Origin of the sequence: Flavobacterium sp., assembly GCF_043779715.1 — a bacterium.
In the GTDB taxonomy this organism is placed as follows: Bacteria; Bacteroidota; Bacteroidia; order Flavobacteriales; family Flavobacteriaceae; genus Flavobacterium.
In genome coordinates this window covers 1-11081 of sequence record NZ_JAYWDT010000016.1, presented here as the reverse complement: position 1 = coordinate 11081, position 11081 = coordinate 1, and the positions used below count along the sequence as shown (strand labels likewise).

The following is an 11081-nucleotide window of genomic DNA, read 5'->3' as shown; positions in this document are numbered from 1 at the left end:
AAAACTTCTTGATTTACATTTACTTTAAATTCTTTTTTTAGATCACTTACCCAATTATCTTCTAGATATTGTTGGTAATCATTTATGGCTCTTCCTCTTGTATCATCTAGTGTTTTAACTGAAGCTGGTATTATTTTTGAAACTTTATTTACAAAATAAAATTCTCCATCTTTATAAATTTCTGAAACTCCAGTTTTGAACTGTACGTTTTTAGGAAAATTTTCGGCGCCTTCTTCATAAATTTCTTGCTTTGTCATCACATTTACAACATCTTTTGTGTTTAGATTTGTTTTGATAAAATCGACAGTTTGGTCTTTTTTCAACAATTTTCTTGCTGATTTAATTACGTCTTCCTTTGTTGATGAAGCAACTAATACCTCAGCTCTATTTTTCCATTGGTATTTCAATTTATTGGTGTTGTAGTAGTCTCTCAACCCTAAAGTATCTTGTTTTGCTTTGTCCCAAATTTCCTTTTCCATCAAGTCGAAAAGCAATAATCCGTCACGATATTCTTCGATAATATTTGCAAAATCTGGAAATTCTTTTTCTAAATTATCATTATAGTAATTGGTCATTTGCACATCGACAAAATTCTGATACACATAATCGACTAACATACCAATAGGTTTGATTTTTAAGTTCGATTTTTGTTGTGTTTCTAAGTTTGATAAAAATTCGGCACCGCTTACTGATTTGTCTTCGATTTTGAATAAATTTTTATTATAATCTTTTATGTTTACTGGAAGTTTCCACTCGCTAGTATAAAATTTATCGGTAACCAATGTTTTTATTTGTGCATACAATTTTTCGTCACGAACGATAGTGTATTTTTTGTGAAGTTTATTTGTAAGTGAATTTGTTATTAATCTAGAACGATCATCTTTTCTGATTTTTTCATCCAATTCTCTTTCCATTTCGTCGAGTTTTTTTATTGGATGTTTGCTCACTAACTTTACAATATGCCAACCAAATTGGCTTTCGAATGGTTCAGAATAACTGTTTGGCGTTGTAATACCGAAGGCTACATTTTCGAATTCTTCCGAGCTTAATTGACCTGAAGCAAAACGTGGTAACAATCCGCCTTTTGGCGCTGAATTTTTGTCTTCAGAAAACTGATTTGCTAAACTTTCGAAGTTTTCACCTTGTTTTAGTTTTGTATAAATATCCTGAATCGTTGTTTTTGCTTTTTCGTTTACAGATGTATCCGATTCATTTTTAGGTGATTTCAAAATCATGATATGCGCTACAGTAATTTCGCCACGATTGTCACGAGAATCTATAACTTTGATTAAGTGATAACCAAACTTTGTACGAACGGGCATCGAAATTTCATCTTTTTTTGTATTATAAGCTGCCGACTCGAATGGATAGATCATTCTAAACGCTGAAAAATAACCTAAATCTCCTTTATTTTCTTTTGAAGATGGATCTTGAGAAAACTTAACCGCAAGCTCTGCAAAGTTTTCTCCAGCTATTGCTTTTTTTCTAATATCGATTGCTTGATTGTATGCTTTTAGTGTATCTGCTGGGGTGGCATTTTCATCGACAGTAATTAGAATATGAGATGCTCTAATTTCTTTTAGAGAACGATTATAACCCTCTTCGATTAGTGCTTTTGTAACCTTTGTGTCTGAAGTGTAATTTTTAGACAATTGCGTTCGATATGACTTTAACTCATTGATATATTTTGTATTGTTTTGTAATCCGAGTTTATTTGCTTTGTTTATTTTAAGCTTATAACCAACAAACAATTCCATATACTGGTTTAAATCTTTTTGAGATTCGTCTTTAACCAAATCGATATTTTTGTTATAAACTCGTGAAAACTCATCGGTATAATATGATTTGTCATCAATGGTAAACAAAACTTCTTTTTTCTCGCTTTGGGCAAAAGCCAAACAATTTATAACTAGTGTAAAACCTAAGATTAATTTATTAATTCTCATTCTTATATTTATTTTTAAAGAGACTTTTTTTAACAACGAACAAAAATAACAATTCGGTTACATTATACAACTATATCGGTATGTATTAACAAAAATTTATATTTGCAAACCAAAGAAAAATAACAATGTTTTTTCTGGAAAAAATATTGGAGATTTAAATTTACACTTTTAATCTAAAAAACCGAAGTGGGTAAAACGATATTTAATAATAATGTATATTTGCAAAAATTTAAAATAATGAGTTTCCTTAAAGAAATAGAGCGCAGAAGAACTTTTGGTATTATTTCGCACCCCGATGCTGGTAAAACAACATTGACCGAAAAACTTTTACTTTTTGGTGGTGCTATACAAGAAGCTGGCGCAGTAAAAAACAATAAAATCAAGAAAGGTGCTACTTCCGATTTTATGGAAATAGAACGTCAGAGAGGGATTTCGGTTTCTACCTCTGTTTTGGCATTTATATATAAGGACAAGAAAATTAATATTCTAGATACGCCAGGACACAAAGATTTTGCAGAAGACACTTTTAGAACATTAACCGCTGTAGATAGTGTTATTGTTGTTATTGATGTTGCCAAAGGTGTCGAAGAACAAACCGAAAAATTGGTTGCCGTTTGCCGAATGCGTAAAATTCCTATCCTGGTTTTTATAAACAAATTAGATAGAGAAGGAAAAGACGCCTTCGATTTAATGGATGAAGTGGAGCTAAAACTTGGTTTGACAGTTACCCCTATGAGTTTTCCGATAGGAATGGGTTACGATTTTCAGGGAATATATAATATTTGGGAGAAAAATATTAATCTTTTTAGCAGTGATAGCCGAAAAAATATTGATGATGTAGTTGCTATTTCTGATGTACAAAGTCCTGAATTAGAAAAAATAATTGGTAAAAAACCAGCTGATGAGCTTCGGGAAAATTTAGAATTACTTACCGAAGTTTATCCACCGTTTAACAGACAAGATTACCTTGACGGAAAATTGCAACCTGTATTTTTTGGTTCGGCATTAAATAATTTTGGTGTTCGAGAATTACTAGATTGTTTTGTAGAAATCGCGCCGTCGCCAAGACCCAAAGAATCAGAAACTAGATTGGTTGACCCGAAAGAAGAAAAGATGTCTGGATTTGTATTTAAAATTCATGCTAATATGGATCCTAAACACAGAGATAGATTGGCATTTGTAAAAATTGTTTCAGGCACTTTTGAGAGAAACAAGCCATATTTACATGTTCGTCAAGGAAAAAATTTGAAATTTTCGAGTCCAAATGCATTTTTTGCCGAGAAAAAAGAAATTGTAGATATTTCTTATCCCGGTGATATTGTAGGTTTGCACGATACAGGGAATTTCAAAATTGGAGATACTTTGACCGAAGGTGAACAAATGAGTTTCAAAGGAATTCCGAGCTTTTCGCCAGAACATTTTAGATATATTAACAATGCCGATCCACTGAAAGCCAAACAGCTTGACAAAGGAATCGACCAGTTGATGGACGAAGGTGTCGCACAATTATTTACACTCGAATTAAATAATAGAAAAATTATTGGAACCGTTGGAGCGCTTCAATATGAGGTTATTCAATATCGTTTAGAGCACGAATATGGTGCAAAATGCACTTACGAGAATTTGCCTGTTCACAAAGCGTGTTGGGTAAAACCTACCGATCCTAAAAGCGAGGAATTTAAAGAGTTTAAACGTATTAAACAGAAGTTTTTAGCACATGACAAGTACAAACAATTGGTTTTCTTGGCCGATAGTGATTTTACAATTCAAATGACACAAAGCAAGTTTCCGAATGTGAAGTTATTTTTTACTTCAGAATTTGATTAATTAATTTATCTATTTTTGATTAAAATAAAAAATCCCATTCGTTTTCACGAATGGGATTTTTAGTTATTATCTAATTAAGAATTATCTCTTTACTACTTTGATAGTTTTAGAAATATTTTCTGAAGAAACTTTTACTAAATAAGTTCCTGCATTTAATTCTGACATATTGATTTGAGTTGTGGTTGCATTTACATTTTTAGTTAACACTTGTTGACCTAAAAGATTATAAACTGTTACATTACTTAATTCGCCAGTATATTCAATATTAAGAATATCGCTTACTGGATTTGGATAAGCTTTGAAACCGTTAACCAAATCAAACTGATTCACACTTAAGAAAGTAAACTCATCTGCACCCATATCTGGTGTTGTAGCACTTCTTACATCTCCATCAATATCATTAGTTATTCCAGCTATAGGAGTCCCTAAGTTATCTAAAGCAGCGTCACTTATATGTAAGTCTGTTGAAGAAGTGAATGTTGGAGCAATATTTACAGACGCAACATTTTGACCAAAACCAGTTTGAATATCTGCAAGTGTAGTTCTATCTGTTGAAAGAAAACCTAAAAACGGAGATCCCACAGTAGAATTCCCTACAACTGAATAATCATTGTAGTTAATATTTGAAAATTGAGTATTCGTAAGAGAAGTTGTATATATAGCATACGATTTATCCCCAGTTGAAGTTGAATTATCAAATGAATTATTCAAAATATTATTTCTAATATCTAATCCTGTTCCTGTTGTATTAATAAAAACACAAGCAGCAACACCGCTTGTTGTAGTAAACCCAGCATGTGCACCAAAAAGATTTACAGAATTATTATAAAGATTAACATTACTAGCAGCCCCTTCAATAGAAAGACCTATCGTTGCATATAATGCAACTGTAGCGTCTTGATAATTCCAAACATCAGAAAGCATATTGTTACTTGCTCTAGTACCGTTTCCAAGCACCATGATTCCTCTTACTCCGTAACCACCAGTATTAGTATTTGAAACACCAGTAATTGTATTTGCATTGATAATTGTATTTGTATTTCCAGCGTTTACTGCGATTGCGGAAACACTTGAAGTACCAGAGGAAGTAGCAGTTGAAACAATATTCTTAATAGTATTATTAGAAATCGTAACACCCGTTGTAGTACCTGCAAGGAAAACTCCACCAGCTGCAGTTGTAGTTGTAACTGCTAAGTTTTCGATAGTATTATTGGTAATTGAAGTATTGTTATCATTAGAAATGAATAGACCTCTAAAACCAATTGCATTTGTTACTGTACCAATTGCATTTTGAGTAATTATAGTTCCACTTTGGAACGTAGATGGACCAACAACTCCAACACCATATTGAGCTAAACTAATTGTGTTATTTTGAAAAACCCCACCAGTATTTGCACTTTCTGCAACTGCTCCTACTACACTTCCTGAAGATATAACTCCAGCCAAAGTCGTAGTGATTGAATTACCTGTAATTACAGTATTTTTAACTGTATTATAAGTTGCTCCATTAGCGGCGGCTGTACTGTTAATCCAAATTACAGTACTTGATGTTCCTGCATTTGTGTTAGAAATTGTAAGATCTTTTGATGTACTCCCATTATTAGAACCATCGATAATTACATAATCTGCAGCGTTTGATTTGATAATAGCTACAGCATTACTTCCTGTAATTGTAGCTATAACTCCTGCAGCTGGTTTAATTGTCAAAGTATTAACAGCACTTGCATCAGCATTTTGGCTAATTGTTATAGGAAAAGTTTCTCCTGGATAAGTAGCATCAATTAAAGAAAAAGTAACCGCTCCTGTTAAACATTTTGTATTATAATCTGCTATCGCAGCTGTTAATGTAGTATAAGCACCCGCAGCTCCTACAGTATAAACACCATTCAATGGCGTTACTACTGAATAACTAAATGGTATTGTTGGCGCAGTTGATACCGCTGGAGGATTAGCTGTAAATCCAGCTGCTCCAGCTGAAGGTAAAGCTCCTACATTTGGAGTTCCTGCATTATCTTGGGCAACAAAATAATAAGTAATAACATCACCTAATACACTTCCTGTCCCAACTGAAAAATTATATACACCAGCTCCCATAGAAACACCTGTAGCAGCTGTATAAGCACCTGCATTTATAGCCCAATAAGCCACTGGCAAACCAATACCTGAAGTTGGCACTCCGCTTGCATCAGTAATAGTAGCAGCTATAATTCTTGCACCTGCTGTACAATAATTACCTACTGCTGTATGAGCGATTGTTGGACCTACCATATCTAAAAGAACACCTGCAAACTCATCTGCTCCAATATCTGGAGTTGTTGCATTACGAACATCTCCGTCAAAATCGTCGGTAACAGTTGCTATATTAGCACCCCCACTTTCTATTTGTGTTGCGATAGCAGTATCAATATGTAAAAAATTTGCATTAGCACCAGCTGTACTAACAAAATTAGGATTTTCACTTACTGATGAAGCATCACGAGAAGCTACTCTAATTTTATAAGCAGCTAAAGTTGCATCTGTATTCGTACCATCTGTAAAGATGTTGCTTGCATAAAATAAATTATTATTAGATGCCGCTGCATAAGAAGTTAAGGTAGTTGATGATCTTCTGTATGCAACTGCTAATGCTGCACCAGTAGTTGTTGAGTTATTTACAAAAACATTATTTCGTAAAGTAACCGTCGGAGTTGAAGAAGCAGATACTGCGCTAGAACCAAATAATGCTCCTACACTAGTTGCGTTTAACATTACAGTATTATTATACGCATTTACTGTTGTTCCGCCTGTTATATTAATACCATTTAAAGGATTTGCCGCATTTGCATTTGGCGTTCTTAAATCTCCAATTATATTATTATAAGCAGTCACTAAAGCACCTCCACTAATAAGTAAACCATTTGCAGTTGAAGTAGCATTACTTCCCGACAAATCATAAATTTTATTTTTAAATACATTTGTTCCAGTAGCACTTGCTCCAGAAACAACAACACCTGATACCGCAGAAGCACCCGTGCTTGATAATGCATTTATAGCATTTCCTGAAATAGTAATTCCTGTGGAAGTATTTGAACATGTAATACCAATAACTGAACCTCCAGCTCCCGAAGAAACTAAATTATTAATAATATTATTCCCTATAGCAATCGATGTAGCATTATTTGCCGTGGCACCAATTGTCATAGCAGTTATAGCAGCTTGTCCATTAAGATTTGTAATAGTATTATTAGACAAATTAGAAATCCCATTCCAATAGGTAAAGTTCATTGCATTTATTGCCGATGCTCCTGTTGTCCAGTTATTAAAAATATTTCCTGTTACTGTTTTAGTAGATCCAGTTCCGCCATCAGTATTATTAAATCCTGTAAGTGTTGCTGCTCCAGTTAAGATAATATTTGAGAAATTATTATTTACATAATTATTAATTGAGCCAGTCCCTGACACAGAATTTGTAGTTGTTAAAATAACCGTTCCTCCAGCTCCTGTTTTAGCAAACGCTGTTACAATTGAATTATTATTTATCAATAAAGATCCTGTTACAGGAATACTATAACTGTGTGAAATAAACGTAACATTACCCGTAGTATTTACAGATATATTAGTAAATGTATTATTATTTATTGTAGTAAACTGATTTACACTAGCTGTCAAAATAAAAATTATAGCACCAGTTCCAGCAACTGTATGTCCAAAATTATTAAAATCATTGTTATTAATGTTAAGTGTACTTGTAGCACTTGCAGATCCAGAAGGATAATTTATCCCATTCATAGCACCTGCAATTAATCCTGATTTTAATGAAATATTATTATTATTAATAGTATTTGTAAAAGTACTCGTTGGTGCATTAGACGATGCTGCTACCTGAATACCATTTAAGGTTCCTGCAGTTACTCCACCAACAGAGCTTGTAATGGTATTATATGAAATATTTGTTCCGTTAGAATTTCTAACCAAAATTCCGTTTACACTTCCAGATACATTTGCATAAGCAGAGAAAGTTCCCGTTGTACCATAGTCTGTAATAGTATTAGCAGTAGCTAAAGAGCTACCTCCAATATCTAATCCTGTATTTTGGTCTGCCACAGCAGTTGGTCCAACAACAACAATTCCGTTATTTACATTGCTAATCGCATTAGTGTAAATTTTCAATGAATGATTTCCACCTGTAGCAGATGTTGCTGTAGCAGATGTTGTAGCAGCAATAGCAGAATGCGTAGAGTTACTATAAACACCAAATGTATTTTGATAAACTCTATTTAATGAAATGGTATTGTTTTGGATAGTATTGTTTTGAGCACCATTTGTAGTAGTTGCATACAATAGAGCCACACCCCATTCAGTCATGTTATTAGTTGCTGCTGCAGTAGTTGTGTTAGCGGCATTTTCTTGCATTCTAAAGTTTTGCAAAGTAACATAATCCGCTCCTACTAATTTAAAAATAGCATCTGTAAATGTACCTGCAACTAAAGTGTTTGAGGCAGTAATAACACTAGCAGTCCCTTCAATAAGGATTGTGTTTACAGCTGTTCCTTGTGCGGTAATAGAATAACCACCAGCTGGGGCAGTTTCATTTCCAGCCAATGTAATTGTTACAGCACTAGTAATTGTAGTGCCGTTTAGTGCCGTGATGGCTGAAGCTAAATCAGGATACGTTGGATTTAACCCTGAACCACTATTTGTGGTTACTTGTGCATTACCTACCGTTACCGTAATTAATGTTACGATAATTGCGAACATAGATTTCCATAATGAAAATCGATTCGTTCGACTCGAATTGTAATTGTTTTTCATATTTGAATGATTTAAGTTAATTAAATTAACTCAAATATAAACAATTTAATAACACATAGTGAAAAATAAAAAAACCATTCGTAAAACGAATGGTTTTTTTATTTAAGCTTGTCCGGCAGCACCAAAATTAAGTGGAATGGCTGGTTGTTCAGATTCGACAATTTTTCCGTTTACACTTTCAAAACGTTGAATGTTTTCAGCAATGGCTTTAACCAATCTTTTGGCATGTTGTGGCGTTAGTATAATTCTCGATTTTACTTTTGCTTTTGGCACACCTGGCATAATGTTTACAAAATCTAATACAAATTCTGTATTTGAGTGGTTTATTATGGCAAGATTAGAATAAATTCCGTCAGCCGTAGCTTCATCTAATTCGATATTTATTTGTCCCTGTTGGTTATTCTCATTCATGATTTTATTATTTTTTAAATTGTTTAAAACTAAAATCCTAATAACTCAATAAAGAGTTATTAGGATTTATAAATATAATTAAGAAAATTTAATTATTTGAATTAATAATTGAATTCTTCTTTTGCAACCATCAAATCATTGTATTCTTCTTTAGACCCTACAATTGTATTGTCATATTCTCTCATACCTGTACCAGCTGGGATTCTATGTCCTACAATTACATTTTCTTTCAATCCTTCTAAGTAATCTACTTTACCTGCAACAGCAGCTTCGTTAAGTACTTTAGTAGTTTCTTGGAAAGAAGCCGCAGAAATAAATGATTTAGTTTGTAACGACGCTCTTGTAATACCTTGTAATACTGGAGTTGCCGTTGCTGTGATAACATCACGAGCTACCACTAAATTTTTATCTGTACGTTTTAACAATGAATTCTCATCACGTAAATCACGTGGTGTAATAATCTGACCCGCTTTTAAGTTACTAGAATCTCCAGCATCTTCAACTACTTTCATTCCGTATAATTTATCATTTTCGACGATAAAATCTTTGGTATGAATTAATTGATCTTCTAAGAATAAAGTATCTCCTGGATCTTGAACTCTTACTTTACGCATCATTTGACGTATTACTACTTCAAAGTGTTTGTCGTTAATTTTTACCCCTTGCAAACGGTATACTTCTTGAATTTCATTAACCAAATACTGCTGTACAGCTGCTGGTCCTTGAATTCTTAAGATATCGTCTGGCGTAATTGCACCATCAGACAAAGGAACACCTGCTCTTACGAAGTCATTTTCTTGAACAAGAATTTGACTTGATAATTTAACTAGGTATTTCTTGATTTCACCAAATTTAGATTCGATAATAATCTCACGGTTACCTCTTTTGATTTTTCCAAAAGAAACAACACCATCTATTTCTGAAACTACTGCTGGGTTTGAAGGATTACGAGCTTCTAACAACTCTGTAATTCTTGGTAAACCTCCTGTAATATCCCCAGTTTTTGATGAACGACGTGGTATTTTTACTAAAATCTTACCTGCTTTAATTTTCTCACCATCATTTACCATAAGGTGGGCTCCTACTGGTAAGTTGTACGAACGAATAAGTTCGCCATCTTTTCCGTAGATTAATAAAGTAGGGATTAATTTTTTATTTCTTCCTTCAGAAATTACTTTTTCTTGGAAACCGGTTTGCTCATCGATCTCGACCATGAACGATTGTCCTTGTTCTAAATCTTCGTAAGCAATTTTACCAGTAAACTCAGAAATAATAACTCCATTATATGGATCCCATTTACAAATTACATCTCCTTTTGCTACGACTTGTGCGTCAGTTACAAAAATACTTGATCCGTAAGGAATATTATTTGTAGCAAGAAGAATTCCAGTTTTTTGGTCGATTAATTTCATTTCCGTAGAACGAGAAATTACAATATCGACAGCATTACCGTCATTATCTTCACCTTTTACAGTTTTTAAATCTTCGATTTCTAAACGTCCTGCAAATTTTGCAACAATATTAGACTCTTCAGAAATACCACCCGCAACCCCTCCAACGTGAAAAGTACGAAGTGTTAACTGTGTTCCTGGTTCTCCAATAGATTGTGCTGCAATTACTCCAACTGCTTCACCTCTTTGGGTCATTTTTCCGGTAGCTAAGTTACGTCCGTAACATTTAGCACAAATTCCTTTTGTAGCTTCACAAACAAGTGGAGAACGTACTTCTACTTTCTCTACTGGAGAAGCTTCAATAACTTTCATTATTGCTTCAGTAATTTGCTCACCTGCGTGAACTAATATATCGTTAGTTAAAGGATTAACAATATCTTGCAAAACAACACGTCCTAAAATTCTTTCTCCTAATGTTTCAACAATTTCTTCGTTCTTTTTCAATGCAGAAACTTCTACACCTCTTAAAGTACCACAATCTTCGATGTTTACAATTACGTCTTGAGAAACGTCATGTAACCTACGTGTTAAGTAACCAGCATCGGCAGTTTTTAAAGCCGTATCCGCAAGACCTTTACGCGCACCGTGAGTAGAAATAAAATACTCAAGGATAGAAAGACCTTCTTTAAAGTTAGAAAGAATCGGGTTTTCAATA

The 11081-nt window shown here is 33.6% G+C and carries 4 protein-coding genes and 1 pseudogene; 1 reads left to right on the top strand and 4 read right to left on the bottom strand.

Annotated features, from left to right (window positions below):
• Positions 1-1946, bottom strand: a 1946-nt coding sequence (locus ACH2BG_RS00600; protein ID WP_395045800.1) for a peptidylprolyl isomerase, incomplete at its 3' end; no start/stop codon positions are given.
• A gap of 237 nt (positions 1947-2183) precedes the next feature.
• Between ACH2BG_RS00600 and ACH2BG_RS00595 the strand changes: the two genes are divergently transcribed.
• Positions 2184-3773 carry a peptide chain release factor 3 gene (locus ACH2BG_RS00595; RefSeq protein ID WP_395045799.1) on the top strand — a complete coding sequence of 530 codons (1590 nt, stop codon included), beginning with the start codon at positions 2184-2186 and terminating at the stop codon, positions 3771-3773.
• 81 nt (positions 3774-3854) lie between these two features.
• On the opposite strand, the gene ACH2BG_RS00590 is transcribed toward ACH2BG_RS00595, so the two are convergent.
• The 3 genes and pseudogenes from ACH2BG_RS00590 to ACH2BG_RS00580 form a co-directional block, all read right to left on the bottom strand.
• On the bottom strand, positions 3855-8564 hold the full coding sequence (locus ACH2BG_RS00590) for a beta strand repeat-containing protein (RefSeq protein ID WP_395045798.1): 4710 nt from the start codon (positions 8562-8564) through the stop codon (positions 3855-3857).
• 102 nt (positions 8565-8666) lie between these two features.
• On the bottom strand, positions 8667-8975 hold the full coding sequence (locus ACH2BG_RS00585) for a DUF3467 domain-containing protein (RefSeq protein ID WP_394757997.1): 309 nt from the start codon (positions 8973-8975) through the stop codon (positions 8667-8669).
• Between the two features lie 101 nt (positions 8976-9076).
• Positions 9077-11081: pseudogene (locus ACH2BG_RS00580) on the bottom strand (DNA-directed RNA polymerase subunit beta'); the annotation flags it as partial.